Raw genomic sequence first — 25,863 nt, forward strand, 5'->3', positions numbered from 1 at the left:
TCGTGGTGCAGTTATAATATAAGTCGCGTCTTAAGTGAAGTATAAGATGCTTTCTTTTTGTTAATTATATGAAAATTTTGGTTTTTTTGAAGGCATTCAAAGAGGGGATGTAACATGACTGGGTGGCGGACTTTAGCGGATATACGGCGTGATTATGGGGATTTAAGGATTGATGACCACCAGATCGGGGGCGATCCCTTACTGCAGTTTCAGCTCTGGTTTAAAGAAGTGCTTGCCAGCGAGAAGCAGGATCCCACGGCCATGGTTCTGTCCACGGTCGATGAAGAAGGAATGCCTGATTCAAGAGTGGTATTACTCAAGGGAATCGAAGAGGGGTGTTTTATTTTTTATACCAATTATGAAAGCGCGAAAGCCGTGCAATTGCAAAAACACCCGTTTGCCGCCTTGAATTTTTATTGGCCGGAAATGGCCCGGCAAGTGAGAATCCGGGGCGCGGTGGAAAAAACCAGCCGGGAAATGTCAGACGCCTACTTTGCCAGTCGGCCGCCAGCCAGTCAGCTTAGTGCCATGGCTTCGCCTCAGAGCCGCCCCATTGCCACCCGGCAAGAATTGGAGATTGCCTTTAACCGCCTGCTGGCGCAATGGAATCAGCAACCCATAGTTCGCCCGGAAAACTGGGGCGGATACCAACTCAAACCGTCGACCATTGAATTTTGGCAGGGGAGAGATAACCGGTTGCATGATCGCGTGCTGTATCGCCAACAGGGCGATGAATGGATTGGTTGCCGCCTGGCGCCATAGTGAGATAAATCATATACTTACAAGGACAATGTGTATTATTTTTAACTATATTGTCAAGAAATAGTAAATTAATCTCGCTTATCCCCTCCTGGATTGCTCAAGGCGTAAAATAGTTTCTAAGTGGATTGAATCACGAATCCCTGGCGATGGTACGGAAGTTGCTACCATTCAAGTAAGAGGAAGACGAGCTAAGAGAGGGTACGAACATGAACGATACTTCAGCCTTATTACCACATATTAAATTGCGATTTAACATTGAGCATCCTAATCTGGAGGATTGCTATGCTGAGGGGTATCAATGCGCGCTGTCCGAATTGGGCGAGCAGGAGAATCCTTACCGTCAGGGCACAAGCGAAAATGAACAATGGCAGGAAGGCTGGTGGGCAGGTTTTTATGGCGAAGAACCGCTTTATGATTTAGACGCAGCAACCTTTAAGAAGGATGAGGAAGAAAAGTCAGCCGTGTCAGCCGCCAATGACGGTTTATTTTCTATTCACAATAAATCATTTCTGGTAAAAGTGTTGCGTATTACCGGGGCCATCGCCGCTTCGGCCTTTGTCGGCTACCAGGTGCTTGATTTAGTCGCATAACCGTGGAGGCGGGGCAAACCCGCCTTCATTTAAACAATTTTAAAACCATGCTGCGCATCCTGGCGATCTCGGATGCGTTAAATTCTTTGTAAATTTCACTGCCAATATTCAAACAGACCGTCACGTCATCCCCTATCCCTTTCAGCAGATCAACGCCAGAAAGGCGCAGGATCTGAATGGCATCACGAATGTCCTGTGCCCAGGCATCAAGGTAGCTCATTTCACTAAAGACCGGCAAAAACGTGTGTTCACCTTCGTTAAGGTAAAGCACTTCCGGATTGTCCGGCGCAGAATGAATATCCACCGGGATGATGAAATTAGCCTTGATGAATTCAAGGTAAGCTTTATTCGCCTGTTGACTATCCCCTTGCGAATCCAGGGCATTTTTTACAGCAAGTTCGAGACTGTTCATAACCGACAATGTCAATAAAAGGTCAGATTATACGCATTCATTGCGTATAATTATACCCCACCTTCCTTCTGCAAAGGAGATGGAGGGGTTTTCCATGCCACTCTGGTGTTGAAATAAACATTTGTAGCAGTATAATGGGTGCTTGGGTTTGTAAATTTTTTGAGCTAATTGCTGTTGGTAGGGAGCATAAGATGGTCGGAATGGACGTTGCTTCTGGATACAGTTACCGAGTGTGTATTTATGAATAAAATAGCAGTATCTCAAAATGCAGATTCCTCAGGACGTTTCGGTCAACTGAGTTTTGCATGGATCGTCTGGGGGTTGGCGGCGGCGTTTTATTTTTCTGATTATCTCGCCAGAGTAGCACCCGGGGTGATGCATCGCAGTCTGCAGATTGATTTTGGCATCAATGAGGTCGGGTTTGGGATTCTGACCGCGTCGTTTTACATACCTTATATTATTATGCAGGTTCCGGTTGGCCTGACTGTTGACCGTTTGAGTATCCGCGGTATTTTAACCGTGATGTCCCTGATTACTGCGTTAGGCTGTGGGGTCTTTGGTTTGGCAGACGGTTTGATGATGGCCTCCGTTGGACGTATGCTGATTGGTTTTAGTGCTGCATTTGCCTTTGTCAGCGCGCTGCGTCTTGCGACCTCCTGGTTCCCGCCGGCCATGTTGGGTCTGTTGTCGGGTTTAACTCAGGCGCTGGGCATGTTGGGTGCTGCAGCGGGTGAGGCGCCTGTGTCTTTTCTGGTGTCCAATGTGGGCTGGCGCCACAGTATGTTGATTATTGCATTCCTGTTTATCGTTTTAGCCGGTCTTTTGTATCAATTTGTTCAGGATAAGCCAGGCACCAAGCGCCGTGAGATTAAGGCACAACCCCACATCAGTATCCTTGAAAGTCTGAAAATTATTTTATCGCATCGACAAACCTGGCTTAATGCCTTGTATGCGGGTTTCCTTTTTGGCCCCACCGCTGTCATTGGCGAAGCCATTGGTCCGGCTTACCTGCAATATGGTCGCGGCCTTTCAGCTCATGCGGCAGCTTTTGCAACCGGGCTCATTTTTATAGGTTGGGGCATCAGCGGCCCGTTGTCGGGATGGGTTTCCGATCGCATGGGACGCCGCAAACCCTTTATGATTTTCTCAGCGCTGTGCGGCGTTGTACTGACGACCCTGTTTGTTTTCTACCCCGACATGAACAAAACATCCGCCTATGTGCTTTTCTTTCTCTTTGGGTTGACCAACACAGGCGTGGCTATCGCTTATGCGGTTTCCACTGAAATTCAGGAAAGCAAAGTCATCGGTACCTGCATCGCTTTTACCAACATGACTTCTATTTTTGTGGGTGCGTTAATGCAGCCCCTGGTGGGGCGTCTGGTGGATTTGTCAGCCGGAGCGCGGGCTTTCAATGTGGAAACCTTGCTGTTGAGCGACTTCCAGGCCGGCCTGCGTATTTTGCCGCTGTGTTCCCTGATTGCACTCATTCTGGCATTCACTGTAAAGGAAACGTATTGCAAGCCCATAAGGCAGGTTAACTGATCTGATTTTGTTGAGTTTTTTTTGTTATTTCTTTTGCTAGTTGGTGTATCTCGTGCTTTAATTAGGGCGGGTACTACTTACCGCATCTTCTATGCAGTTTTGCAGTGAGATGTCACTAACACGGAGATAATAATGAAAAAAATCATAGGATTAGTGGTTATCCTGGCCGTTCTAGTCCTTGGCGGATATTATGGTATGGGCATTATCACTGAACACACAGTGAGAAAAAACGTCGATATCGTTAATCAGTCGAATGGCCTGTTTGCCGATATCACGGAATACCATAGAGGCTGGTTTAAATCCCAGGCTACATTAAACTGGCGTTTACATGTGCCCGAGCGCATCGTCAGAGGTGCTGATGGCCAACCGCAAACCATGCCTGCACAAGATTACCAGATGCAAATGCCATTAACCATTTATCATGGCCCCATTATATTTGCTGATAACGGCGTTAAATTAGGCTTAGGTTACGCTAAAACGGACTTAACCTTACCACAAACCTATGCTGAACAGTTCAATAACACGTTTACCGGTGATTCCACCAAACCCAAACTGGATTTAAGTCTGCTGATTAACTACTTGAATAACAGCAAGGTCAATATGTCCATTCCTGAGTTTAAACTGATTGCCAAACAAGGTAATTCCCAGTTTGACTGGAAAGGCATGAGCAGCACCGTCAATGTGACGTCTTCCATGGACGAAGTGGCAGGCGACCTGACCATTGAAGGCATGAGCTTTGTAAAAGATCAAGTGACAGCTACCATGGGGGAAATCTCCAGCGAATACAACCTGCACCGAACAGACTCCGGTTTATTCCTTGGTGATGCCAGTGTTTCTTTCCCTTCTCTGCTCATCCAGGATAAAACTCAAAAACTGTTTGAACTGAATGATCTCGACATCAATACCAGCAGTGACATTGAGAGTGGTCTCTTCAATTCTCATTTCAAAAGCTCATTGGACAAGATCGTTACTCAGGGTAAAACCTATGGCCCCGGTAACCTGGAAATGGCTGTACGTAATCTTGATGCAGACGCGTTGGCCCGTATTAATGAACAAGCCAATAAAATGCAGCAGGGTTCTGATGCGGAGAAACAGCAGGCGTTGATGGCCATTATGCCTGAGATTCCTAAACTGTTTAGCCGTGGTGCGGAATTTGAAATTTCAGAAATGACATTTACCATGCCTGAGGGTACAGTCGAAGGCAACCTGATTATTACTCTGCCAAAAGGAGATAACAATAATCCGGTCGAGATGATGCAGAAAGTTCAGGGTAACGGCCGTTTGAAGGTTCCAGGTGCGGTACTGAAGCAGATCATCAGCCAAACCGTCAGACAACGATTGGCCGCCGGTTCCGCTCAGGTGACGTCAACTCCGGATACTACGGCTACCGATCCCAATGCGCCGGCTAACACTGACACAACGGCAACACCGGATATGGAACAACAGGTTGCGGCTCAAACGGATCAACAAATCAATGCCATGGTTCAATCAGGCTTACTGGTTCAACAAAGCACGGACTACGTGGTTGAAGTCAGTCTGAATCAGGGCCAACTTGTTGTAAATGGCAAGCCTTTCAATCCTGCCATGATGAAATTCTAAGTCTTATCAATACCTTGTGAGCAGGTTGAGTTTGAATTAAACCTGCTCAATAATACCTGATTATCAGTCAATTTTTCGGTTGTTTTACTTGTCAGGAATTGTCCAATTGGGTAAGATTCATGTTTTTAAAGGAGGAGTTAATAATAATGACAACAATCAGTAATGAAGCCGGGGATACAACTGCGTCACTGGCCGAGAGCGTAACTCAATCAGTGCAAAGGTATTTCTCCGAGCTGAAGGGAACTGATCCTGTTGATCTGTACAAGTTTGTTTTGGAAGAAATAGAGACACCTCTGTTTCGTGCAGTAATGGAGCACTGCAAGTACAATCAATCTCGTGCAGCGGTTATGTTGGGTATTAGTCGAGGAACGTTACGCACCAAATTACGTCGCTATTTTGATGATAAATACGTTGGAACACGTGATTAAGGTTAAGTAGACCCAATAAAAAAGGAAGCTCAGGCTTCCTTTTTTATTGGTGTCATTGGCCTTTATTCAGCAAACATGGAGCTCACCGATTCTTCGACATTGACTCGTTTAATGGCCTGAGCCAGCATGTCAGCTAAACTCACTACCCGAATTTTTTTACACTGTTTGGCGGCCTGAGAGAGAGGAATCGTATCGGTTACTACGACCTCATCCAGGGAGGAGTGAATGATGTTTTCAACAGCCGGACCTGAGAGCACGGGATGGGTGATGTAGGCTCGGACACTGTTGGCGCCATTGCGTTTCAAGTGCATGGCAGCTGAACAGAGCGTACCGGCGGTATCGACAATGTCATCGATAATGATGCAGTTTCTACCCGCAGGTTCTCCGATAATGTGCATCACTTCGGACTTATTGGGGCCACTGCGGCGTTTGTCGATAATGGATAGTTCCGCATCATTCAAGCGTTTGGCCATGGCTCTGGCACGGACCACACCGCCGACATCCGGGGAAACAACCATCAGGTTCGCCAGATTCTGCTGCTTGATGTCTTCGAGCAGAATGGGGGTTGAATACACGTTATCGACCGGCATGTAGAAAAATCCCTGTATCTGATCAGCATGCAAATCAACGGTCAGAACCCGGCATATTCCTACCGAAGCCATCATGTCAGCGACAACCTTGGCAGTAATCGGAACGCGGGCGGAGCGAACACGTCGATCCTGTCTCGCATAGCCAAAATAGGGAACAACAGCTGTGATTCGGCCTGCGGAAGAACGTCGCAGGGCATCGGCCATGGTCAATAATTCCATGAGGTTATTATTGGTTGGCGCACAGGTGGATTGGACAATAAAGACATCGCGTCCACGGACATTTTCCAGAATTTCAACCATGGTTTCACCATCGCTGAAGGTGCCTACAGTGGCTTGGCCTATCGGAATTTGTAAGTGGGAAGCAATTTTAAGTGCCAGTTCGGGGTTGGCATTGCCGGTAAAGATCATCATCGTTGACATGTGTAAGAAACCTTCGATTGTTTATAATCAGTTAACTTAAACACATAGCAGAAGACAGCCAGAAAGATATAATTATTATTTTAGCGATCCGGTGAACGCATCCTTCCCGGTTATCTTCTGCCGTCTGTTTACTTGAATCAACAAGAAAATGGCTGGGGTGCTAGGATTCGAACCTAGGTATGCAGGGATCAAAACCCTGTGCCTTACCACTTGGCGACACCCCAATATGCTTAGATTCTTAATCATCCATGAATCATCTGCAGTTGTCGCTGCAATGTGCTGCGTATTTTGCAGAGAAATGAGGGCAATGTCAACGTTGACCTGCGAAATTATTTTCACAGGCCAATTTCTTCATTTTATTGCTCATTTTAAGAACATAAATTAGACTCGCCACTTTTTGATCACCATCTTGATAAAGATGTCATGGCCCTGAAGTCGGATTTGGCTTGGCAACGCCGCTTTGCCGACAGCACTGTAGCCTAAGTATTGAATAGTGTAACCGGCTTGGCGAAGCAGCAGCAGGCGGTTTTGAGGATCGCGCTGCGCGGTTTGTACAGCGCCGGGGGCAGGCAGGCCGCGAACCCAGTAATACAGGTTGGCTACAGGCAGGCCAACGCCCGTTTCTTTTCGCAACAAGGCGTCCGCACTGCTGGAAGAGACTTTTTTCGGCCCGTCACGCAACGTGACCACGCCGCCTTTTTTGTCAATCATCACCGTACCGCTGCCTAAGGGACCGAAAAGGCGGATTTGGTAACTGCCAGGACCATTCTGCAACCAGTTCACGGACGCCGTCCAGCTTTTTTTCTTACCACGTGCCGCCATGGCGCCGGATAATTCCCATGACGAAATACTGGCGGTTTGTTTCGCCTGTTCAGCGGGCGAGACGTTGACTGCGGGCGATGCCGCCGCTTCCTCGGTCGTTAAGGGCTGGCCATTGACAGCGCCCTCGCCGGGCAGGCTACCCTCTGTTCCTGAATGAAGCGCCTGATGATGACGAGGTGCGCAGGCTGTTAAAAGTAAAAGCAAACAAAGCGACGAGCATTTCAAAGCATTCATTGCCAACTCTCCATTCCGTTAAATCTCAATCATAGTTTTTTAAATCACAATACGCTAGACTGCGGGAAGTTGCAATTAATGACAAACCTTATGAAACCACGAGCAATATACCCCGGTACTTTTGATCCGGTCACCAATGGTCATGTGGATATCATCCAGCGGGCGGCATCCATTTTTCCGGATATTATCGTGGGTGTAGCTAACAGCTCGGCAAAAAAACCGTTCTTCTCCCTCGACGAACGCATTGCCCTGCTGCGCGAGGCATTGCACGACGTACCCGGTGTGAAGGTGGTCGGTTTTAGCACGCTTTTAATTGATTTTGTCCGTGAACAGCAGGCGACAATCATTTTGCGTGGTTTACGGGCGGTAAATGATTTTGAATACGAGTTTCAGCTGGCAGGCATGAACCGTAAATTATCACCCGACATTGAAACGCTGTTTTTAACGCCTTCCGAGCACTTGATGTTTATATCGTCCAGTCTGGTTCGGGAAATCGCCGCATTCAATGGCGATGTGTCCCAATTTGTTCCGGCTGCCGTTGTACGGGCTCTTAAGGATAAAAAACAAAAATCATGAATGCACGCACAAGTCTGTTGATCCTGGTCAGTAGTCTTTGGAATGTTTGCCCTGGTTTTGCTTCCCCCTTTCATGACACGCCGCCTGGCTATGCAATCGCCACCGCTCATCCGTTAGCGACGAATGCGGGGCTTGAAATTCTGGCAGCGGGTGGTAATGCTTTTGACGCTGCGGTGGCGGCAAGCGCGGCTCTGGCAGTCGTTGAACCTTACCACTCTGGCCTCGGAGGCGGTGGATTCTGGTTATTGCACCTTGAAAAAGAAAAGAAAAACTGGTTTATCGATGGGCGGGAAACCGCGCCCCGGGCGGCCCACAAAGACATGTTTCTTGGGAAGGACGGTAAACCTGTTCCCGAGCTTTCTCTCAATGGAGGACTTGCTGCGGCCATACCGGGCGAACCGGCTGCTTTGGTTTATATTGCCAGCCATTACGGACGTCTTCCCCTGTCAAAAACACTGGCACCGGCCATCCGTCTCGCGGAAGAAGGCTTTCCTGTCGATTATCAGTTTCGTTATTTTTCGAGCCAGACGGACAGGCTTAAGCAGTTGCGCCGTTTCCCGGCGACAGCGGCTGTGTATTTGAAAAACGGTAACCCTTACGCCATTGGCGACATTCTGCGTCAGCCCGATCTGGCTAAAACCCTGCGCCTGCTAGCTGAAAAGGGGCATGAGGGCTTTTATCAGGGGGAGGTGGCTGAACGTCTGGTCAAGGGGGTGCGTGCGGCCGGTGGAATCTGGACTCTCTCCGATCTTGCGCATTATCAGATTAAAGTCCGGGAACCCCTGCAGGGGGCCTACCATACCATGCTGATCATTACCTCGCCTCCCCCATCCGCGGGCGGAGTGGCGTTGTTGACCATGTTGAATATTCTTTCTGGTTATTCGCTGGAGAGCCTACCCCTGCCGATGACGATTCATTATACCGTGGAGGCAATGCGAATGGCTTACTGGCAGCGCGGTGATGCCATAGCCGATCCTGATTTTATCAGCGTACCGATTGAGGACATGATTTCGGCTGCCAATGCCAAAAAACTGCGTCAGTTCATTTCACCGATGCAGGCAACCCCCAGCCGCCGGCTTGAGTCCAAAAAGGTGATGGACGATGTTTCCAATACCACCCATTTGTCGATTATGGATGCCGAGGGCAATCGCGTGGCGGCGACCATGACGGTGAATTATATTTTTGGTTCCAGTGTGATGGCTGAAGGTACGGGCGTGCTGTTGAATGATGAAATGGATGATTTTGCCAGCCAGCCTGGGGCATCGAATGTCTTCGGTATTGTCGGCAGTCAGGCCAACATCATTGAACCGGGTAAACGGCCGTTATCCAGTATGTGTCCAACGTTTCTGGAAATGCCGGGGCGCGTGGCCGTGATAGGGACCCCGGGCGGCAGCCGAATTCCCACTATGGTTTTGTTAGCCAGCCTGGTTTTTTATAACTCGGAGGGGGCAATCAGCATGGTTTCCCGTATGCGTTTCCATCACCAATACCTGCCCGATGTGTTGCAGTTTGAACCGGAAACCTTTTCGCCGCAATTGCAGTCGCAATTAAAAAGCATGGGGTATGTGCTGATGCCTTTACTGCAGTACTATGGTGACATGCAGGGGGTTACCTGGGACAGGCAGGACAATGTACTCACCGCCGCATCCGATCCGAGGCACATTGGACTCGCCGCTACAGTGACCGCCACGCAAAGCCAGGAGAGCTACGGCGTATCGCATTAGGGTTTATTCCTGTGTTTCGCCAACCAGCTTTTCCATGGACTGATGAACGCGTTTGATCAGTTCCTCTTTCTGGTCTGTGGTATAGGCACTCGCATCAATGGGTTCACCGATATGAATTTCAGCCGTTTGATTGATGTTAAATTGCAGGGTTCTTGCCGGCAGGATGTTATAAGCACCGCGAATACCAATGGGGATGATGATGGCTTTGGCTTCGATGGCGGTGACAAAGGCGCCTTTTTTAAAGGGGGCAAGTTTACCATCCTTCGAACGGGTGCCTTCGGGCGCTATCCACATGATGATGCCGCTTTCCAGCAGTTGACGCATGGCTTCGAGATCTTTAATCGCCTGATTGCGGTTTTTTCTATCGATAAAAGGAAATTCCGCTGCCGTCATGCCTTTTCCCATAATAGGAATTTTGGACAGTTCCTTTTTAGCCAGCATGCGTATGGAGTGATTGGGGAAGGCTTTAAAGCTGATGGGAATATCGTAAAGGCTGCTGTGGTTACACATGATGATGTAGGCCTTTCCTGGCTGAGGAACCACGCCGTGGGGATTGATGATTTTGCATTGGACCCCCACGAGGTTAAGCAGGCGGTTAACCCAGCGATGAATCGTCGTGTCTACCCAGGCACGGTTGGTTTTACCGAACAGACGCATGAGGACGGAGCGGCTGCATGCATTCACCGTATAAAGCGCTGACAGCAGCATAATCCAGAACGTGCGGAGTTTACTGATTTTCATTGGAACTCGTTTCTATCATTGGGTGGGGAATCATACTGTAAGAGCAGGAAGTTGCCCATACTCTTACACTTTATCCCAGCGCACATTGCAGTTTTTCTTAACAGCCGCGGTCAGGAGCTGGACTAAAGGATAGGCGCGATTGGCAAGACTCACCTGATCGTCATCGTCTTCCGGATTTAACGGCTGCTTTTGGGTTTCCCTGTCGATGGCTTCTTTCAAGTGGTCAAGGGCTTCCGGTATTTCATCAGCGACCAGGGCGCCAGGGATGATGCCACTGTGCCCCATCATCTTTAACAGTCGCTGCGCAATATCCCCTAACATGGTGATATTTTCATAAGCGTCGCTTTTAAATTTAACTAACATACAGCTGTCCTTCTCTGGTATGAAACAGGGTAAGAATTATATACCGATTATACAGTAAGAAACGAGGGGCGAAAGGCATTCATTCCGCGGCCGGCACAGGCTGGCATTGAGGGCAGAAGGCCGAACTTCTGCCACCAATGATTTTGACCTCAATGGCACAGCGGCAGTGAAAGCAGGGTTGGTTTTTACGGCCATAGACTTGAAGCTTCTGGGTAAAATAGCCGGGCTTGCCGTCTTTATCATAAAAATCGCGAAGCGTGGTGCCGCCGGCTTCAATGGCGCGCCGCAATACAGCCTGGATGTGCAGACTCAGGCGGTTGAATTGTTCGCGGCTTACGCGTCCTGCGGGTGTGAATGGGTGAAGGCCCGCCAGAAACAGACTTTCGGTGGCGTAAATGTTGCCCACTCCTACCACAATCCGGTTGTCCATGATGAAGGATTTGATGGTTTGGGTTTTGCGTTTTGCTTTTTCAAATAAATAGTCGCCATGGAACGCTTCGCTTAAAGGCTCCGGTCCCAGGTGACGGAACAGGGGGTGATCGTCCGGAGCATCGGCAAGGTACAGCCACAAGCCAAAACGGCGCGGATCGTTGTATCGAAGAAGCCCGCCATCGGTTAACAGCAAGTCGATGTGATCATGCTTTTTAGGCGGGGGAGCGTTGTTTTTAAGCAGACGCAGATGCCCGGTCATGCCCAGATGAATAAGAAGATACCCCTCTTCGAGGTGAATGAGAATGTATTTAGCACGCCGGCTGACCTCAATGATTTTTTTGCCGATGCAGTAGGCGGCTAGCTGGGGCGGCACCGGCTTACGCAGGCGTGAATCCCTGACGGCCAAGCCGCTGATTTCTCGTGCCATCAGAAACGGTTTAATGCCTTCCTTGGTGGTTTCGACTTCAGGTAATTCCGGCATCAGTCTTGATCTTTATGTTCTATAATCCGGCCTTGCGGCGTATCCTGTTTAACCTTGGGCGGCGGGAATAGTGCGTTTTTAATCAGGGTGGCTACCCAGAGTAAGCCGCCGATAAACAATCCCCAGACCAGGACATAGGAAAACATGATAAACAGACCAATTAACAAGGAAACGGCCACGCCGATGACCAAAAAAGGCACAATGCTTTCTATGATTCGTTTTATATTGTCATTCATTATGGAGTCCTGTTCTCGATGTACTTCAATTTATTTCCTGTTTTAATTAAAATTATCGTTCACAAGTCGGCCTGATGCAATGCGGTTTGTGCAATTTGTGGTATGATCATAAGAGTGGGGTGTAATTGTATACCTTCGCACACGCCTTGGCTTAATAGAGGATTCGATCTCATGTCGAAGCTGAGCGGATAGTTTAATCAGCTGTTAAGTCTCTGGCAAATAATTCTTTTTTGGGGAGTTACCGAATGATTTATGGGGTTTTGAACCTTTCATTTTGGGGATATGTCATCGCGACCATCGTGTTAACGCAAATCACGATTGCCGGGGTTACCATCTATCTGCATCGCTATCAGACACACAGAGCATTGACCCTTCATCCTGTCGTCAGTCACTTTTTTCGTTTTTGGCTCTGGTTGACTACCGGGATGGTGACGGCCCAATGGGTCGCTATTCACCGTAAACACCACGCCACCACGGATGTTGAAGGCGATCCTCACAGTCCCAAAGTTCTCGGGATTAAAAAGGTATTCTGGCAGGGCGCTGAATTGTACCGCGCCGCCTCCAAAGACCAGGAGATGGTAAAAAAATATTCCCATGGGACGCCGACTGACTGGGTGGAACGCAATGTTTACAGCCGTTTCAGTTCCAAAGGCATTCTCATTATGCTGTTGGCCGACTTGATTCTATTTGGCATTCCCGGCATTACCATCTGGGCCATTCAGATGATGTGGATTCCACTGCACGCGGCAGGCGTCGTCAATGGAATTGGCCATTACTGGGGGTATCGCAATTTTGAATGCCCGGATGCTGCGACCAACATTTTTCCCTGGGGTTTCTGGATTGGCGGTGAAGAATTGCATAATAATCACCACACCTTCGCTTCCTCTGCCAAGTTTTCTGTGAAATGGTGGGAGTTTGATATCGGCTGGTTCTACATTCGCTGCCTGTCTTTTCTGAAATTGGCCAAGGTTAAAAAACTGCCTCCGAAACTGGCGATGGAAGAAGGCAAGCTGAACGTGGATTTGGAGACAGTGAAAGCGGTTGTCAGTAATCGGTTTCAGGTGATGTCCTACTATTACAAGCGGGTGGTCCGCCCTATTCTCAAGATGGAAAAGCGTATCCATACCGAGAACAATAGTGATAAAAAACTGTTCCAGCGTGCCGGACGTCTCCTGCGTCTCCAGGACAGTTTGTTATCGCCGCGTGCAAACACGAGATTGCAGGCGTTACTGGAAAGCTGTGAGCAATTGCGCCTGGTTTATACTTACCGGCAATCCCTGCAGAACATCTGGCTTAAGACCGCAAGCTCACAACGTGAGCTGGTCGACGCGTTGCAGCAATGGTGCAAGCAGGCAGAGGAATCTGGCCTTGAAGTGTTAAAGCAATTTGCCCAGCAAATGAAAGGCTTTGTACCCAAACCCGTCAAAATCTGATTCTAAAGGGAGGCTGAGCCTCCCTTTTTTCTATTTAAGCCCGACCTGCATGGGTTCTCTGGCTATACTTTCAATAAGACATCAAATTATGGTAACTCATGATTGACTTTCCTCTGGTTTTGCTTTGAAGTAATGAATTACCAGTCACAAAATTGAAAGGAGTTGTTTATGGAAAAAATGACAGCCGTTGTAACTGGAGGTACAGGAGGAATTGGCACAGCGATTTGCCAAAAATTAGCTTCCGAGTACCAGGTGATCGCTTGCTACTTCAAGGATGGAAAGCATGAAGAAGCCAAAGCCTGGCAAGAGCAGCAACGCAAAGCCGGTTTTAACGTCGATATTGTTTATGCGGACATGGCAAGTTTTGCTGATTGCGAAAAGCTGGTTTCCCTGGTGAACGAACGTTATGGCCACATCGATGTTCTGGTTAATAATGCCGGGATTACCGCCGATTGCAGTCTTAGAAAAATGACCCCTCAGCAGTGGCAGCAGGTACTCGATGCCAATCTGACCAGCGTCTTTAATATTACCCGCAATGTATTGCCTGCCATGCTTGACAAGGGCTATGGCCGTATCATTACCATCTCGTCAATCAATGGCCGTAAGGGCCAGTTTGGTCAGTGTAACTATGCCGCCAGCAAGGCCGCCTTGTTTGGTTTCACTAAAAGTCTGGCATTGGAAGTGGCCAGCAAAGGCATTACTGTCAATACCATTTCGCCCGGGTACATTGAAACGCCGATGCTGGCGGGAGTGAAAGAGGATGTATTAAAAAGTATTGTTGCCAATATTCCTGTCGGACGTTTAGGGCGACCTGAAGAAATTGCCGATGCCGTGGCGTTTCTGGCTGCTCGTGAATCAGGCTTTATTACCGGTGCCAATCTGGATATTAATGGCGGTCAATACATGTAATTACCTGTTTTCTCATGGTTAGCAGAAAGAGAACAAAATGGAAAAAGACAAGGTTATATTGGTAACAGGGGGCACTGGGGATATTGGTACTGCCATTGCCATTGAGTTGAGCAAACGTTATGGTCAAATCATTGCGTTGGATGTGGTTTCACAGGCGCAGGCCACGGAGTGGCTGAATCATCTGAAACAAGAAGGCCATGAGCAAATCGCTTTCCGGCACATGGATGTGACCCGCTTTGACGAATGCCAGCAAACTGTTGCCGATATTCTTGTCGAATACGGACAAATCGACGTGTTGATTAATAACGCGGGAATTACCCGCGATGCCGTATTCCATAAAATGACCAAACAACAATGGGACGAGGTCTTGCGTGTTAATCTCGATGGCATGTTTAACGTGACTCGTCCTGTGGTTGAGATCATGCGTAATCAGGGCGGTGGCCGCATCGTCAATGTGTCGTCCGTGAATGCGCAGAAAGGGCAATTTTCTCAGGCCAATTATGCCGCCTCCAAGGCCGGTATTTATGGTTTTACAAAGAGCCTGGCGCAGGAGTTGATGAGTAAAAACATCACGGTAAACAGCATTTCTCCCGGTTATGTCAATACTCGTCTTATGAAGGGTATCCGGCCTGATATTCTGGATTCAATCATTAATTTAATCCCGGCAAAACGTCTGGCAGAGCCGCAAGAAATAGCCTGGGCTGTTGAATTTTTAATTGATGAGCGAAGCCGCTACATTACCGGCGCCAATTTAAGCATTAACGGCGGCCTGCACATGTATTAAGCGGAACAGGCTGCTTTAGAGGATTAAATGACTAGACTTATCAAGAAATACAAAAACAGACGATTATACGATACCGAAAAAAGCCAATACATCACCGTTGAAGAGTTACAGCGTTATATTATCGATGGAATCGCTTTTCGAGTGGAAGATTCTGTCACCAACAACGACATAACCAATGCAACCTTACTGCAGATTTTTGTAGAAATGGAAAGCGGCGCCAGCCAGTTTTTGTCGGCCGACATGTTAAAGCAACTCATTATTCTGGCCAATCACCCGATGAGTCAGTCTTTTAAAAAGATGCTGGAACAACTGTTTGTGACCCTGGAAAAATCACTGCAGGGTAACCCCTATTTAAGTGATTATAAAACCACCAGTGATCTCTGGTCTCAACAAATGCAGCAATTCCTCAAGCAGTGGCAGGGATTTTTTAAATAATTTATGCTGCACTGCAAAAAAAGTCGCTGAATACCTTGACAGGCATGGTGATAAGGAACTATTCTATTATTGTGCACTGCAACATATTGGGGAGAAATGAAATGGTAAACCAAGCTTATTTTGAAAAATGGAGCGAAATCGCCAAGAAGGTTCAAGAACCTGTTCAAGCCATCGCTGAGTTAAATGTCAAGACCTTGCAAAACCTGTCTTACATTAAGCCCGATGAGTTGGCTAATTTGAAAAAGCCGGAAGAGTTGTTTGACAAGCAAATGAATATTGCGCTGGAAAACGGCCACAAGGCATTGGATTACATGCAAAAATCCTTTCAAATCATTGAAAAGGCTATGTTAAATTTCGCTAAAGACGTTAAAAAAACGGAACAAGCGGTTAAATAATTCTTCACCGCCCGTTCTGAACAGCCGCTTATGCGGCTGTTTTTCTATTGGCTCATCAGCCGCCCTAAGTCTCTTGCTCCCTACCCATTAACTGGGAATTATGTCAGTTTATAGGTTTACTACCGATAGAGGCCAACCCATGGAACACAGCCATTCGCCCATGGACATTAAACGCCGGCTAAGTACCAACCCGCAAAATTACCTGCGGGATTGGATTTATGGCGGTATCGACGGGGCAGTCACCACCTTTGCGATTGTTTCTGGTGTAGTAGGAGGTCAGCTGTCATCGCTTGTTATCCTGATCTTGGGTTTTGCTAATTTACTTGCGGATGGATTTTCCATGGCAGCAAGCAATTACCTGGGGACAAAAGCCGAACGGGAACGCTATCAACAAGACAAAGCCATAGAGGAAAAACACCTCCGCCTTGTACCCGAAGGCGAAAAAGCCGAAATACGTGCAATGTTTGCGGACCAAGGATTACAGGGGGAGGCGCTTGAACGGGTGGTTGAGGCGATTACATCCAATCAGGGCTTGTGGTTAAAAACCATGCTCCAGGAAGAATACGGATTGCCGAAAGTTGTGCCATCGCCCTTAAAGTCGGCTGCCTGGACATTCATTTCATTTCTGATTTTTGGGGCAATCCCTCTGCTACCCTATGTTTTTAACAGGCCTTCTGCTTTTTTCTACTCCTGTCTATTCACTGGATGCACGTTTTTCATCATTGGTGCGATTAAGAGCCACTGGTCCCCCAAATCCTGGCATTATTCAGGCTTAGAAACGCTTACCTTAGGCGCTGTCACGGCGGCGTTGGCCTATGTCATTGGTTGGGCTTTGCATCATTACCTGGCCTGATACTAGCCCTGACTGATAATCAACACCCCGATGAAGATGAGGGTGCCGCCAATCAACACGGAGGAATTGGCATGATTTTCACGAAACAGCAGCCAGGTGAAGAAAATGGTGAACAGGGGATAAATTAATTCAATGATGCCTGCAGCAGTGGCATTTTTAGCCCGCACAGACAGTGCAATCAGGTAACTTGCCACGCTGACCACGACAATCTGAGTCAGCGTAAGAATCAGTAAATCAGGCTGATTGCTCAAGGTATGCCAATCTTTTTTAAAGGAGGTCAGGCCGGCAAGCAGGGAAAAGACCACCGCGCCAAGGAGCATCTCCAGCGCCAGCAGGGTAAAAATGGACAAGCTGTGCAGGAGCTTTTCTGCGAGAGAATAATTTAAACCCCAGAGCAGGGCTGCCAATAAAGCAAATACTATCCACATCGTTAGTCCGCTTTATGAAGGTTGTCTCCCCATCGTCTCACAAGATCGAGGTCAAAATCAAAAAGATCGAGAATGCGCCCTACCGTGTGATTGACCACATCATCCAACGTGGCGGGTTTTGTATAGAAGGCAGGCACGGGTGGGGCGATAATGGCTCCCATTTCCGTCACGCTCACCATGTTCCGAAGATGCCCCAAATGCAGCGGGGTTTCTCTCGCCAGGAGGATGAGTTTGCGCCGCTCTTTCAAGATCACATCGGCTGCCCGGGTTAATAAATTACTGGTACAACCGCTGGCAATGTCAGCCAGCGTGCGCATGGAACAGGGGGCAATGATCATGCCCAAGGTTTTATAGGAGCCGCTGGCGAGGCAGGCGGCAACGTCATTGATGTTGTAATAATGACTGGCCAGCTGTTCAAGATCCGAGGCCGTGTAGGTGGTTTCATAATGGCGGGTCTGCTGAGCCGCTTTCGTCACAATCAGATGGGTTTCCACCGACAGTTGCCGTAAAATTTCAAGCAGTCGAATGCCATAAATAATGCCTGAAGCGCCGCTGATGCCGATGATGATTCGTTCTTTCTTAGCCATGAAGTTGCTTTTGCCGACGAGGTAAGACCGTAAAAATACCACAAAAAGTGTTATTTTTCTCCATTTTCGCTCCCAAGACGGCAGGAAGAAAGCAGTTCTTCCAGTTGAGTGACGCCGAGCTCACGCATTTTTTCAATGTTGCGCAGAGGAATTAGCGAGGTGTCGCCATAATAGGCAATGGCCTGTTCAACCTGGTCTTCGCGCAAAAGATGCAGCATGGGGTAAGGGGAGCGGTTGGTGTAATTGCCGGCATCATTAAAATCAACGCCGTCGAAACAATAATCAGGATGAAAACTGGCCAGTTGATAAAGGCCTTCATAGCCGCTGTCGTTTAAGAGCTGCTCGGCTAAATCCAGGAAATCCAGGTAGTCAAAAAAGGAATGGAATTGCCGGGGGAAAATGAGCAGGGTGGTGGCAATGGCAGGATCCTTATCCAGTAGAGACACCTCGTCCATTAATTGGAACAAGGCCTGTTCTGTATCCTGGCTGTCTGCAACCGCAAGGCGAAGCGTCTGGCGATCCACTTCCCGTTTGGCAAAGGGGCAAACCCCGTATTCGATTATAAAATGCCGAACCCAATGCCGGGTTTGAGCAATGACCTCTTCAGAATGATTCATCATGATTAAAAAGCAGGAAGTATAACCGATTTTGACACTTGCTATAATTAAAAGGCAATCTCGCTATGGAAAAAAATGATGAATAAACACCTACTACCGTTGCTTGCTTTGTTGCTGGCGTCTGAAAGTCAGGCGTTGGAGCCGCTGAGTTTCAAGTCCCCTTACAATGATCAGGTGCTGCCGTCGCCCTTTCCAGTCTATGTCATTGAAAATCAAGGGGTGGTGAATCATTCCTACCCTGGGGCAAAGAAAGTGATGTTGCCCACGGACAACAGCTACAGCGGCAAATCAGGCTGCTACGTGGCCTGCTATTCGCATCGTTCTGGAATTTACGCCGTCTCACCGGACATCAGCGTCATGGGGCAGGTGCGTGTGCCTGGGGAATACATTGGCCGCATTTGCCAGCCTAAAGCCTATGAATGGCAGGACATCAGTCAAATAGCCGCCTTTAATCAACTCTGTGCTCAGAAAATCAAAAGCTGTGCCGCCGGCGATTGCTGGGCCGGCGGCGATACAGGCGGTTGGTTTGGGATTCAGTAACCGTTAACCGGTGGTTGCTGCAGGACTGGTCGTCACTTCGCTTGTGTATGTTTTAAACACATACGTTCCAGGGGCATTGACGATGCCAGGGTAGGGCAACTCACTGAACACCGGCGCCTCGACCATGCGCCCTGACTCTTTTTTAAGCCAGGACATCCATTCGGGCCACCAGGAGCCGGCAAGATGCATCGCATCATTGAACCATTCATCCGCTGTCTGGTGGGTATCGTAATTACGGTAATACCCGTACTTTTCTACATTGGGCGGGTTGACAATGCCAGCAATGTGGCCTGAGCCACCCAGGAGAAAGCGCTTTTTGCCTTTCATCAACTCAAAGCCCTTGTAGGTGGTTTTCCAGGGCGCAATGTGGTCTTTCAATGTGGAGACAAAGAAAGTGGGAATAGTAATCTGGGTGACATCAATCGGGACGTGATTGAGCAGCACTTTACCGGGCTTAACCAGGTAATTATGCAAATACATCCAGCGCAAATAAGTCGAATGCATCTTTGCCGGCATGTTAGTGGCATCGGCATTCCAGTAGAGAATATCAAAGGGAACCGGATTTTTGCCCTGCAGGTAATTTTTAATGAAAAAGCTCCAGACCAAATCATTGGCCCGCAGGGAATTAAACGTACTGGCCATAAACCGCCCATCCAGATAACCTTTCAGCTTCATCTGCTCTTCAAGACGTGCTATTTGGTGTTCATCTATGAAGACGGAAATATCCCCCGGGTCGCTGAAATCAATCATCGAGGCGAGGAAGGTTGCACTGTGAACCGGCATGGTTTTGCTGGCATTGTAATAGGCCAGAAGGCAGGCCAATAAGGTGCCGCCGATACAAAAGCCCAGGGTGTTGACTTTCTTGACTTTTAATTGCTTACGGATAATGTCAATGGCGGTCATTGGGCCTTCGTCGAGGTAATTGTACAGGCCTTTATTGGCATAGCTGGCATCCGGATTGACCCAGGAAATCATGAACACAGTAATCCCCTGCTCCACTATCCATTTAACAAAGGAATTATGCTGGCTTAGATCCAGGATGTAGTATTTATTGATCCAGGGCGGAATAATCAGCAGCGGAATTGAATTGACCTTTTCCGTTTGCGGCGAATACTGGATGAGCTCCATCATGTCGTTGCGGAAAATGACTTTGCCGGGTGTGGTTGCCAGATTTTCCCCGATTTTAAACGCATCGGTGTCCGTCATTTTGATAATGAGACGGGTGGAGCCAGACTCCATGTCCGTGAGCAGATTCTGTAATCCTTTCAATAAATTTTTGCCATGGCTTTGAATGGTTTCAGCCATTAGCTGGGGGTTGGTGTGCAGGTAATTCGCCGGTGACAGCGCATCGAGGTATTGACGGGTAAAAAACTGAATGCGTTTTGCCAGTTGCTTGTCGCCGTAATCGATTTGTTCAAGCAGGCAGTTCATGTGTTCGCTGGCTAAAAGGTAATGCTGGCTTAGCAGATTAAAAAAAGGATTATTGACCCATTCCTCGCCGCTGAACCGTTTGTCGTCTATCGGCATGGCTTTGCCTTCAAGCCAGTGACTGAACTGGTCCTGCGCCAGACTCATGGCGTCTTTCCAGTAGGCGACCTGCATTTGCCAGACCTGCTCGGGATTTTTAAGCAATGTCAGCATCAGCGAAATGAAATCATTGGTTACATCGGAATACTGCTTGATTAAATCCAGTACCTGCGTGGGCTGCGTCTGAAACTCAGTCATCAGTTTAAGACTTTTTTCAGCCACGACCTGCATGATATGGCTAAGTTCCGCGTCGTGAGTCATCCTTGCTCCTGCTATCCTTTTGCTGTTCTATTCTCACGCTTTTTAGGCTAGATTAGCAAGTAGGGAATTTACGTAGAGGCTAAGAAGTGAAAACAAATGCTAAAACACGAAAAATAAGCTGGTATACCTTATTAGTTACGACCGTGGTGGTTTTAGCCGTTCTGTATTATTTTTGGGAATATTACCTGTTCAATTATTACCTCGGCGGGTTCACCCACGAAGGCTACCTCGTCCAACGCTCGCAGACCGGGTTGCATTTCTTCCTGTCCGTATGGCCGCTGTGGGCTTTTCCTCTCGCCGTAGGAATTGGCTTAACCTTGCTCTGGCATGAAGCTACCTTAAATCAGGCCCGAAGGCGCATTGAACAACTCGAAGAGGAACGGGCCCTGCAACAGCTTCCCCGGCATGAAGACGACATAGAAAAAAAGCGTGTGGGCACGCCTCAGGAGACAGCTCCAATGCAAAAATTCCTCCCTGACCTTAGCAAGGAGTACGAAGAATTAAAAACCGCGCATGAAACTCTGCAGCAGGACTATCAGGCGAGTCTTGATTTCATTGAGAAACTGTTATTAAGGCTGAATGAATCGGAAACACCAAACAGTTAATTTTTTGATAAGGTTCTCGGGTTATAATTGGTTCAGATAATCCAAAAGAGAACCATGATGTCGTACAATTCAATTGAAGTACTGAGTTACACACAGAAAGTATGTAGTCTGTTTCAAGTTGCAATCCCGCATTCAGCCGAGTTGACAAGCTGGCAACAGGCAAAACAGGGAATAAATGCAGCCGCCCTGCAATTGAAAGGAGTAATTCCGGGTATTACTTCGCATGAAGAACGTCAACGCTTATTTGCCTTGCTGATGATTGCGATTGCAAGGGCAGTGAACTATGTGGATAAACACCCCAATTACCGCAGCGCACTGGACGTCTATATTGGCGGCGCTCTTGAGGAGGCAAAGCATTTTGAAGCGCTTAAGCCGTTTAAGCAGCCTCAATTTCATGATAGAACCAAACCCTCCCCGACGCCCAGCATCCCGGAACAAGCGGTTGAAATCAAACAGCATTTTTCCGAAGAAGAAAAAGTGGCTGTTGCCAGCCGAATGGGCGGGATTTTTTTTAATAACCCCCAAGCCATTAAACCTTTATCTGATGAAGAAATGAAGGGGTTGGAGGAGGTCAACGCATTTAAAGCGAGTGCTTCGTATGTAACCCTTTGCAAATACCAGACATTTCTAAGCAAGGACCCCCGAAAGCATTGGTATAAAGTTCCCGATAAAGCAGATAATCTGGCTATCCTTATCGATGCGCTGGATGGTGCTAAATCCGAGACCGATATTAAACATATTTTAAGCGACTTTTATGCAGGGAAAGGGCGGGAAGGCACTTTGTATGAAAAGCTGAATCAGGGCCAGGGCATTACCAGCCGCTTCCTGGGCTTATTTAATTCCAATACCCACACCACAACCCTGGAACTGATTGATAAGCTGGCAAAGCCTTTTGGGTTGGGCAACTTAGTCCCTTCTGCACCTGCCCCTAAGTAGTTGCTCATCCGCATGTCGGCGATCCGATGTGCGGATTCTTCTCTATTTCCCACATTTCAGGCTATAATTCCCGCTATTTCGTTTAAGCTAAGTCCTGATGCACCTCAAACAGTTAAAACTGGCGGGTTTTAAGTCTTTTGTTGATCCCACGACAGTTCCTTTCCCAAGTCAACTGGTCGCAGTCGTAGGTCCCAATGGCTGCGGTAAATCCAATATCATCGATGCGGTCCGTTGGGTAATGGGTGAGAGTTCGGCTAAAAATCTGCGCGGCGAATCCATGACGGATGTTATTTTTAATGGATCCTCCAATCGCAAGGCACTGGGTCAGGCTTCCGTCGAGTTGCTGTTTGATAACAGTTTAGGCCGTTTAACCGGTCAATACGCAAGCTATCAGGAACTGGCAGTCAAGCGGGTCGTTACCCGCGATGGCGAATCCCTTTATTACCTCAATGGCACCCGTTGCCGACGGCGCGACATCACCGACATTTTTTTAGGCACAGGGGCTGGCGCCCGCGGTTATTCGATTATCGGCCAGGGCACGATTTCCCGCTTGGTCGAAGCACGACCTGATGAATTACGGGCTTACCTTGAAGAGGCAGCCGGGGTTTCCAAGTACAAAGAACGCCGCCGCGAAACCCTGACCCGTATCCAGCATACGCATGACAACCTTGCCCGGGTCGCCGATATCCGCGACGAGCTCGATAAGCAACTGCAGCGTCTGGAGCGTCAGGCCAAAGCGGCGGAACGCTATCAACAACTTAAACAGGAAGAGCGCCGCCTTAAAGCAGACATTCTGGTCCTGAAGTGGCAGGCGCTTTGCGAAGAACAGGAGCGCATGGAGCACACCATTCAGCAGCACCGCGTCGCCTACGAAGCGCAGCAGGCCCAATCAACCGAAATTTATCAACAAAGCGTTGCCCTGCGCGAAAAACGGCATGAGGAAGACGAGCGGCTGCGGAATGTCCAGACTCGTTATTATCAGCTGGGAACAGAAATTGCCCGGCTGGAGGAAAATCTTCAGCAGCATCAGCGGGACAGGCAGCGCCTGATGGATACGCGTAACCAGTTGCAGGACGATTGGCAGTCATTATCTGCCCAGCAGACGCAGGATAAAGACGCCCTGCACCACAGCCAGGATATTCGCGAACAATGCCTGACCAATGTCCTGTTGCTGCAGGATGAACTGGCCGCCAAAGACGCGCTGTTAAAGCGGTGTCAGCAACAGCAAAGCGATTGGCAGGAGCAGGCCGATACGGTTCAACAGGCCCTTAATGACGCGCGCCATGAACAGCAGATGACAGCGCTCAGTCTGCAGCATCTGATGCAGCGCCGTCAGGACACCCAAACCCGCCTCGACAACCTGATGAGGGATGAAACCAGCCAGGACACTGCCGGTTTAATGGTGGAATTGGAACGCGTAAAGGACGAGGCGCAGAATCTTCGCCTGCAGGTTCAGGAGCAGGAACGGGATTACGAGGCGCAGTCTTTACAGGCGCAAGGCATGGCTCAGGAATTAAAAACCATTGAGCAGGCCATCCGTACAGCGCAGGATGAAGGGTACTCCCTGCACGCCCGGCATGCGGCCTTGTCAGCCATGATTCAAACGGCCTTGGGGCGTCATGAGGACAATGCGCTTGATGGTGACTGGAACGATCAACCGCGTCTGGCGGAAGTGCTGCAGGTCGATAAAGACTGGCAGGCTGCCTGTGAAATGGTGTTGGGGGATCGGCTTCAGGCCGTGGTCATGGATGACATCTCCGCGCTGTACAGCCGACTTAAAACCGATTCTTTGCCGGGTGATTGCTGGTTTTTGACCCCGAAATCCTGTCCTGCATCGCCCCGGAAACAACCGCGTTTATCCGATAAAATACAGGGTTTTACCGCCTGTGGCAGCCTCGATTTCACTAAAATCCTGGCCGCAGCCGATTGGGATGAAGCCATCGCCTGGCTGCCTGCGATTACCGCGGAGGAATCCATTCTGACGCCGGAGGGTTACTGGTTGGGGCATGGTTGGTTAAAAGCGGCGCCGCTTGCACGCAGCGACAATCAGGGTATTTTAGTGAAACAGCAGGAATTGGCTGAACTGACCGACCAGCTTGAACAGTCGCGTCTTCTGTTAAGCCGCCTGATGACGCAACGCGATGAACAACAGGAGCAACTGGCGGCTGTGCAGGAACGGACAGCCAACCGCCAACAAATCCTCATCGAAACGAAGGAGAGCCTGCGCCGGGCGGAAACGCAAAGCCAACAGCAGGAACAGGCACTGCGGCAGACTGAGCAAAAAAGGGTGCAGCTTAGGGAAGAAAAAGAAGACTTGCTGCTCAAACTGCAAACCTTAGCTGAAGAGCACCATGAATTAACAGCCCGCTCGCAGGAAGCGGCGCGTATTGTCGACGAACAGACGCATCGCTATCAGCAGTTACAGGATGGCAAAACGGCCTGGCTTTCCGAACTGCCGTTAAGCAAGGCCGCTGTCGACACAGTCCGTACCCTCCTGCATCAGGCGGAATTAAATGCCGAACGTGAAAAATTGAAAGTGAGTCAGTTGCAGGACGCATTAAAACGAAACGACGATCGCCTGCAGGTTCTTCATGATCGCCTGGAAGAAGTGCAATGCCAGTTACTGACTCTTAAGAATCCCGATACTACCCTTAAGCCCCTGCTTGAAGAAAAACTGCTTCAGCATCACGAACTGGACGAGTTGCTTGCACAGCACCGTGAACAGCTTAATCAGCTTAACCAGCAGATTGAGGGACTTACCGAACAGATGAAAACCCTAGACAAGCAAAGCCGCGACTTGCAAAACGTCATCCAGCAGGCGCAAATCGAAGAGCAAACACTCAAAGTGCGCGCGGCAGGATTGCTTGATTCCTTAACGGAGCTTGGCGTAAGGCTTCAGGATGTATTGACAGGACTTGCGCCTCAGGCTTCGCTGAGTTTGCACGAGGAAGCCCTGGTTGAGGTGGTCAATAAAATCCAGCGTTTGGGCGCGATTAACCTGGCTGCTATTGACGAATACGAGACCGAATCGCAGCGCAAACACCATTTGGACGCCCAATACGACGATTTGCAGGAAGCGCTGGCGACACTGCAAACCGCGATTGAAAAAATGGATAAGGAAACCCGGCAACGGTTTCAAAGCACCTTTGATGAAGTCAATCAGCGGTTTCAGGTCTTGTTTCCGCGTCTTTTTGGCGGTGGACGTGCCCTGCTTGAGCTGACTTGTGATAATCTGTTGGAAGCTGGTATTGTGGTAATGGCACAACCGCCGGGTAAACGGAACAGTACGATTCATTTATTGTCCGGGGGAGAGAAAGCGATGACGGCTGTGGCATTGGTTTTTGCCATTTTCCAACTGAACCCGTCTCCTTTCTGTATGTTAGACGAAGTGGATGCGCCCCTGGATGATGTCAATGTCGGACGATTTTGTACTTTAGTGAAAGAAATGTCACAATTCGTACAATTCCTGTTTATTACCCATAACAAGGTAACCATGGAACTGGCGGATCATTTAATTGGAGTAACCATGCGTGAACCCGGTGTGTCGCGCGTTGTTGCAGTTGATGTTGAACAAGCCTTGTCAATGAGCGAGACTTGATAA

The 25,863-nt window shown here is 48.7% G+C and carries 28 protein-coding genes and 1 tRNA gene; 17 read left to right on the top strand and 12 right to left on the bottom strand.

Annotation, left to right across the window (positions count from 1 at the left end):
* Positions 1 to 114: 114 nt before the first annotated feature.
* Together pdxH and DYE45_RS01825 are read left to right on the top strand one after the other, a co-directional pair.
* On the top strand, positions 115 to 762 hold the full coding sequence (pdxH, locus tag DYE45_RS01820; protein ID WP_108293260.1) for a pyridoxamine 5'-phosphate oxidase: 648 nt from the start codon (positions 115 to 117) through the stop codon (positions 760 to 762).
* Positions 763 to 968: 206 nt separating this feature from the next.
* Positions 969 to 1,352, top strand: coding sequence for a transmission trait enhancer LetE (locus DYE45_RS01825; RefSeq protein ID WP_108293258.1), 384 nt, complete (start codon positions 969 to 971; stop codon positions 1,350 to 1,352).
* Between the two features lie 25 nt (positions 1,353 to 1,377).
* Here DYE45_RS01825 and DYE45_RS01830 read toward each other — a convergent pair whose 3' ends face one another.
* Entirely contained in the window at positions 1,378 to 1,764 is a 387-nt protein-coding gene (locus DYE45_RS01830; RefSeq protein WP_108293256.1) for an SseB family protein, read from the bottom strand.
* 240 nt (positions 1,765 to 2,004) lie between these two features.
* On the opposite strand from DYE45_RS01830, the gene DYE45_RS01835 reads away from it, so the two are divergent.
* The 3 genes from DYE45_RS01835 to fis all read left to right on the top strand — a co-directional run bounded on the left by DYE45_RS01835 (position 2,005) and on the right by fis (position 5,333).
* A complete protein-coding gene (locus DYE45_RS01835) occupies positions 2,005 to 3,306 on the top strand; it encodes an MFS transporter (protein ID WP_108293254.1) in 1,302 nt (433 codons plus the stop codon).
* Positions 3,307 to 3,438: 132 nt separating this feature from the next.
* Complete coding sequence (locus DYE45_RS01840) at positions 3,439 to 4,905, top strand: YdgA family protein (protein ID WP_108293252.1); 1,467 nt, start codon at positions 3,439 to 3,441, stop codon at positions 4,903 to 4,905.
* A 119-nt stretch (positions 4,906 to 5,024) separates the two neighbouring features.
* A complete protein-coding gene (fis, locus tag DYE45_RS01845; protein WP_065230301.1) occupies positions 5,025 to 5,333 on the top strand; it encodes a DNA-binding transcriptional regulator Fis in 309 nt (102 codons plus the stop codon).
* A gap of 62 nt (positions 5,334 to 5,395) precedes the next feature.
* Here the strand turns inward: fis and DYE45_RS01850 are convergent, their stop codons facing one another.
* The 3 genes from DYE45_RS01850 to lolB form a co-directional block, all read right to left on the bottom strand.
* Positions 5,396 to 6,343: a ribose-phosphate pyrophosphokinase gene (locus DYE45_RS01850; RefSeq protein WP_108293250.1), complete on the bottom strand. Its 948-nt coding sequence runs from the start codon at positions 6,341 to 6,343 to the stop codon at positions 5,396 to 5,398.
* 149 nt (positions 6,344 to 6,492) lie between these two features.
* A tRNA-Gln gene (locus DYE45_RS01860) sits at positions 6,493 to 6,567 on the bottom strand.
* 157 nt (positions 6,568 to 6,724) lie between these two features.
* The gene (lolB, locus tag DYE45_RS01865; protein ID WP_108293248.1) at positions 6,725 to 7,399 is read right to left on the bottom strand and encodes a lipoprotein insertase outer membrane protein LolB; all 675 of its coding nucleotides are present in this window, start codon (positions 7,397 to 7,399) and stop codon (positions 6,725 to 6,727) included.
* 69 nt (positions 7,400 to 7,468) lie between these two features.
* Here lolB and coaD point away from each other — a divergent pair, with 69 nt between their 5' ends.
* Complete coding sequence (gene coaD, locus DYE45_RS01870) at positions 7,469 to 7,975, top strand: pantetheine-phosphate adenylyltransferase (protein WP_115300310.1); 507 nt, start codon at positions 7,469 to 7,471, stop codon at positions 7,973 to 7,975.
* Complete coding sequence (ggt, locus tag DYE45_RS01875) at positions 7,972 to 9,699, top strand: gamma-glutamyltransferase (protein ID WP_115300311.1); 1,728 nt, start codon at positions 7,972 to 7,974, stop codon at positions 9,697 to 9,699. Before coaD ends, ggt begins: the two co-directional genes overlap by 4 nt.
* 3 nt (positions 9,700 to 9,702) lie before the next feature.
* Here the strand turns inward: ggt and DYE45_RS01880 are convergent, their stop codons facing one another.
* The 4 genes from DYE45_RS01880 to DYE45_RS01895 form a co-directional block, all read right to left on the bottom strand.
* A complete protein-coding gene (locus DYE45_RS01880; RefSeq protein ID WP_108293242.1) occupies positions 9,703 to 10,440 on the bottom strand; it encodes a lysophospholipid acyltransferase family protein in 738 nt (245 codons plus the stop codon).
* 63 nt (positions 10,441 to 10,503) lie between these two features.
* Positions 10,504 to 10,803 (bottom strand): DUF1840 domain-containing protein, encoded by a 300-nt coding sequence (locus tag DYE45_RS01885; RefSeq protein WP_108293240.1) that lies wholly within the window; start codon positions 10,801 to 10,803, stop codon positions 10,504 to 10,506.
* Between the two features lie 79 nt (positions 10,804 to 10,882).
* Positions 10,883 to 11,716 (bottom strand): bifunctional DNA-formamidopyrimidine glycosylase/DNA-(apurinic or apyrimidinic site) lyase, encoded by an 834-nt coding sequence (mutM, locus tag DYE45_RS01890; RefSeq protein ID WP_108293238.1) that lies wholly within the window; start codon positions 11,714 to 11,716, stop codon positions 10,883 to 10,885.
* Complete coding sequence (locus DYE45_RS01895) at positions 11,716 to 11,952, bottom strand: hypothetical protein (RefSeq protein WP_108293236.1); 237 nt, start codon at positions 11,950 to 11,952, stop codon at positions 11,716 to 11,718. The genes mutM and DYE45_RS01895 overlap by 1 nt, the downstream gene beginning before the upstream one ends.
* A gap of 245 nt (positions 11,953 to 12,197) precedes the next feature.
* Here DYE45_RS01895 and DYE45_RS01900 point away from each other — a divergent pair, with 245 nt between their 5' ends.
* The 6 genes from DYE45_RS01900 to DYE45_RS01925 all read left to right on the top strand — a co-directional run bounded on the left by DYE45_RS01900 (position 12,198) and on the right by DYE45_RS01925 (position 16,761).
* Positions 12,198 to 13,385, top strand: coding sequence for a DesA family fatty acid desaturase (locus DYE45_RS01900; RefSeq protein ID WP_108293234.1), 1,188 nt, complete (start codon positions 12,198 to 12,200; stop codon positions 13,383 to 13,385).
* Positions 13,386 to 13,553: 168 nt separating this feature from the next.
* A complete protein-coding gene (gene phbB, locus DYE45_RS01905) occupies positions 13,554 to 14,294 on the top strand; it encodes an acetoacetyl-CoA reductase (protein ID WP_165481675.1) in 741 nt (246 codons plus the stop codon).
* A gap of 37 nt (positions 14,295 to 14,331) precedes the next feature.
* Positions 14,332 to 15,078, top strand: a complete 747-nt coding sequence (gene phbB, locus DYE45_RS01910; protein WP_108293230.1) for an acetoacetyl-CoA reductase — start codon at positions 14,332 to 14,334, stop codon at positions 15,076 to 15,078.
* Positions 15,079 to 15,105: 27 nt separating this feature from the next.
* Positions 15,106 to 15,513 carry a polyhydroxyalkanoate synthesis regulator DNA-binding domain-containing protein gene (locus DYE45_RS01915; RefSeq protein WP_108293228.1) on the top strand — a complete coding sequence of 136 codons (408 nt, stop codon included), beginning with the start codon at positions 15,106 to 15,108 and terminating at the stop codon, positions 15,511 to 15,513.
* A gap of 101 nt (positions 15,514 to 15,614) precedes the next feature.
* A complete protein-coding gene (locus DYE45_RS01920; protein ID WP_165481676.1) occupies positions 15,615 to 15,908 on the top strand; it encodes a phasin family protein in 294 nt (97 codons plus the stop codon).
* 139 nt (positions 15,909 to 16,047) lie between these two features.
* Positions 16,048 to 16,761, top strand: a complete 714-nt coding sequence (locus tag DYE45_RS01925; protein WP_242602656.1) for a VIT1/CCC1 transporter family protein — start codon at positions 16,048 to 16,050, stop codon at positions 16,759 to 16,761.
* A gap of 2 nt (positions 16,762 to 16,763) precedes the next feature.
* Here DYE45_RS01925 and DYE45_RS01930 read toward each other — a convergent pair whose 3' ends face one another.
* Genes DYE45_RS01930 through DYE45_RS01940 form a run of 3 tightly spaced genes read right to left on the bottom strand, consistent with a single transcriptional unit; the run spans position 16,764 to position 18,396 of the window.
* On the bottom strand, positions 16,764 to 17,189 hold the full coding sequence (locus DYE45_RS01930; RefSeq protein WP_108293222.1) for a DMT family transporter: 426 nt from the start codon (positions 17,187 to 17,189) through the stop codon (positions 16,764 to 16,766).
* Positions 17,190 to 17,191: 2 nt separating this feature from the next.
* The gene (locus tag DYE45_RS01935) at positions 17,192 to 17,776 is read right to left on the bottom strand and encodes a UbiX family flavin prenyltransferase (RefSeq protein ID WP_108293220.1); all 585 of its coding nucleotides are present in this window, start codon (positions 17,774 to 17,776) and stop codon (positions 17,192 to 17,194) included.
* A gap of 50 nt (positions 17,777 to 17,826) precedes the next feature.
* The gene (locus DYE45_RS01940) at positions 17,827 to 18,396 is read right to left on the bottom strand and encodes a DUF1415 domain-containing protein (RefSeq protein ID WP_108293218.1); all 570 of its coding nucleotides are present in this window, start codon (positions 18,394 to 18,396) and stop codon (positions 17,827 to 17,829) included.
* A gap of 72 nt (positions 18,397 to 18,468) precedes the next feature.
* Here DYE45_RS01940 and DYE45_RS01945 point away from each other — a divergent pair, with 72 nt between their 5' ends.
* Positions 18,469 to 18,933, top strand: a complete 465-nt coding sequence (locus tag DYE45_RS01945; RefSeq protein ID WP_242602657.1) for a hypothetical protein — start codon at positions 18,469 to 18,471, stop codon at positions 18,931 to 18,933.
* Positions 18,934 to 18,936: 3 nt separating this feature from the next.
* Here the strand turns inward: DYE45_RS01945 and DYE45_RS01950 are convergent, their stop codons facing one another.
* Complete coding sequence (locus tag DYE45_RS01950; RefSeq protein ID WP_115300312.1) at positions 18,937 to 20,721, bottom strand: PHA/PHB synthase family protein; 1,785 nt, start codon at positions 20,719 to 20,721, stop codon at positions 18,937 to 18,939.
* An 86-nt stretch (positions 20,722 to 20,807) separates the two neighbouring features.
* Here DYE45_RS01950 and DYE45_RS01955 point away from each other — a divergent pair, with 86 nt between their 5' ends.
* The 3 genes from DYE45_RS01955 to smc all read left to right on the top strand — a co-directional run bounded on the left by DYE45_RS01955 (position 20,808) and on the right by smc (position 25,860).
* Positions 20,808 to 21,326, top strand: a complete 519-nt coding sequence (locus DYE45_RS01955) for a hypothetical protein (protein ID WP_108293212.1) — start codon at positions 20,808 to 20,810, stop codon at positions 21,324 to 21,326.
* Between the two features lie 54 nt (positions 21,327 to 21,380).
* Entirely contained in the window at positions 21,381 to 22,262 is an 882-nt protein-coding gene (locus tag DYE45_RS01960) for a hypothetical protein (protein ID WP_133138159.1), read from the top strand.
* A 97-nt stretch (positions 22,263 to 22,359) separates the two neighbouring features.
* Positions 22,360 to 25,860, top strand: a complete 3,501-nt coding sequence (gene smc / locus DYE45_RS01965; protein WP_115300313.1) for a chromosome segregation protein SMC — start codon at positions 22,360 to 22,362, stop codon at positions 25,858 to 25,860.
* Positions 25,861 to 25,863 lie beyond the last annotated feature (3 nt).

The organism is Legionella taurinensis (assembly GCF_900452865.1).
Taxonomy (GTDB): Bacteria; Pseudomonadota; Gammaproteobacteria; order Legionellales; family Legionellaceae; genus Legionella_C; species Legionella_C taurinensis.

Bases quoted from the DNA above. Each gene is read 5' to 3' on its own strand.
- DYE45_RS01850 (WP_108293250.1), bottom strand. From the start codon at position 6,343: ATGTCAACGATGATGATCTTTACCGGCAATGCCAACCCCGAACTGGCA.
- DYE45_RS01915 (WP_108293228.1), top strand. From the start codon at position 15,106: ATGACTAGACTTATCAAGAAATACAAAAACAGACGATTATACGATACC.
- DYE45_RS01835 (WP_108293254.1), top strand. From the start codon at position 2,005: ATGAATAAAATAGCAGTATCTCAAAATGCAGATTCCTCAGGACGTTTC.
- DYE45_RS01960 (WP_133138159.1), top strand. From the start codon at position 21,381: ATGATGTCGTACAATTCAATTGAAGTACTGAGTTACACACAGAAAGTA.
- DYE45_RS01920 (WP_165481676.1), top strand. From the start codon at position 15,615: ATGGTAAACCAAGCTTATTTTGAAAAATGGAGCGAAATCGCCAAGAAG.
- phbB (WP_108293230.1), top strand. From the start codon at position 14,332: ATGGAAAAAGACAAGGTTATATTGGTAACAGGGGGCACTGGGGATATT.
- DYE45_RS01840 (WP_108293252.1), top strand. From the start codon at position 3,439: ATGAAAAAAATCATAGGATTAGTGGTTATCCTGGCCGTTCTAGTCCTT.
- DYE45_RS01935 (WP_108293220.1), bottom strand. From the start codon at position 17,776: ATGGCTAAGAAAGAACGAATCATCATCGGCATCAGCGGCGCTTCAGGC.
- lolB (WP_108293248.1), bottom strand. From the start codon at position 7,399: ATGAATGCTTTGAAATGCTCGTCGCTTTGTTTGCTTTTACTTTTAACA.
- DYE45_RS01945 (WP_242602657.1), top strand. From the start codon at position 18,469: ATGATGAATAAACACCTACTACCGTTGCTTGCTTTGTTGCTGGCGTCT.
- pdxH (WP_108293260.1), top strand. From the start codon at position 115: ATGACTGGGTGGCGGACTTTAGCGGATATACGGCGTGATTATGGGGAT.
- DYE45_RS01940 (WP_108293218.1), bottom strand. From the start codon at position 18,396: ATGATGAATCATTCTGAAGAGGTCATTGCTCAAACCCGGCATTGGGTT.
- smc (WP_115300313.1), top strand. From the start codon at position 22,360: ATGCACCTCAAACAGTTAAAACTGGCGGGTTTTAAGTCTTTTGTTGAT.
- DYE45_RS01880 (WP_108293242.1), bottom strand. From the start codon at position 10,440: ATGAAAATCAGTAAACTCCGCACGTTCTGGATTATGCTGCTGTCAGCG.
- DYE45_RS01930 (WP_108293222.1), bottom strand. From the start codon at position 17,189: ATGTGGATAGTATTTGCTTTATTGGCAGCCCTGCTCTGGGGTTTAAAT.
- phbB (WP_165481675.1), top strand. From the start codon at position 13,554: ATGGAAAAAATGACAGCCGTTGTAACTGGAGGTACAGGAGGAATTGGC.
- mutM (WP_108293238.1), bottom strand. From the start codon at position 11,716: ATGCCGGAATTACCTGAAGTCGAAACCACCAAGGAAGGCATTAAACCG.
- DYE45_RS01950 (WP_115300312.1), bottom strand. From the start codon at position 20,721: ATGACTCACGACGCGGAACTTAGCCATATCATGCAGGTCGTGGCTGAA.
- DYE45_RS01885 (WP_108293240.1), bottom strand. From the start codon at position 10,803: ATGTTAGTTAAATTTAAAAGCGACGCTTATGAAAATATCACCATGTTA.
- DYE45_RS01825 (WP_108293258.1), top strand. From the start codon at position 969: ATGAACGATACTTCAGCCTTATTACCACATATTAAATTGCGATTTAAC.
- ggt (WP_115300311.1), top strand. From the start codon at position 7,972: ATGAATGCACGCACAAGTCTGTTGATCCTGGTCAGTAGTCTTTGGAAT.
- fis (WP_065230301.1), top strand. From the start codon at position 5,025: ATGTTTTTAAAGGAGGAGTTAATAATAATGACAACAATCAGTAATGAA.
- DYE45_RS01925 (WP_242602656.1), top strand. From the start codon at position 16,048: ATGGAACACAGCCATTCGCCCATGGACATTAAACGCCGGCTAAGTACC.
- DYE45_RS01895 (WP_108293236.1), bottom strand. From the start codon at position 11,952: ATGAATGACAATATAAAACGAATCATAGAAAGCATTGTGCCTTTTTTG.
- DYE45_RS01900 (WP_108293234.1), top strand. From the start codon at position 12,198: ATGATTTATGGGGTTTTGAACCTTTCATTTTGGGGATATGTCATCGCG.
- DYE45_RS01830 (WP_108293256.1), bottom strand. From the start codon at position 1,764: ATGAACAGTCTCGAACTTGCTGTAAAAAATGCCCTGGATTCGCAAGGG.